General features: G+C 64.3%; 1 protein-coding gene. It reads left to right on the top strand.

What is annotated here, in order from left to right; all coding sequences use genetic code 11:
- On the top strand, positions 1–684 hold a 684-nt coding region (locus tag KJQ96_RS38600), incomplete at both ends, for an AMP-binding protein (RefSeq protein WP_213291173.1).

Genomic DNA, 684 nt, shown 5'->3' on the forward strand with positions numbered 1-684 from the left:
TCGCCTATGTGATCTACACCTCAGGCTCAACCGGAACCCCAAAGGGCGTCATGGTGCATCACGGGGCGGTGACGAACTTTCTAACGACGATGGCGGAGCGGCCGGGGCTCAACGAACGCGATCGAGTGCTTGGCTTGACATCATTGTCGTTCGACATCGCGGTTTTGGAACTGGGGCTGCCTCTGACATTGGGGGCACGAGTGGTGCTGGCCGATCGCGCGGCGGCTCATGATCCGGGTCAGCTCAAGGCTCTCATCGTTGCACAAGGCGTGACGGTGATCCAGGCGACACCCTCGACCTGGCGGATGCTGCTCGATCACGACGATCCGCCAGGTCCACCGCTGCCAATAGGCTGCCGGGTATTGTGCGGCGGCGAGGCGCTTGCGCCGGATCTCGCGCGGCGACTGCTGATGCAGGCCAGCGCGGTTTGGAACCTGTATGGTCCGACCGAGACCGCGGTGTGGTCGGCGCGCCACCGCCTCGATGGCGAGGACGATCGTCCGTTGCTGGGAGGCCCGATCGGTAACACCACGCTCTATATCTTGGACCACGCCCTCAACGTCGCGCCGATCGGGATGGTCGGCGAGCTCTATATCGGCGGGGCGGGGGTTGCGCGTGGTTATCTGAACCGGCCCGATCTGACGGCGGAGCGGTTCATCGCCAGTCCCTTTGTGGACGGCGATC

The organism is Bradyrhizobium sp. sGM-13 (assembly GCF_018398875.1).
Classification (GTDB): Bacteria; Pseudomonadota; Alphaproteobacteria; order Rhizobiales; family Xanthobacteraceae; genus Bradyrhizobium.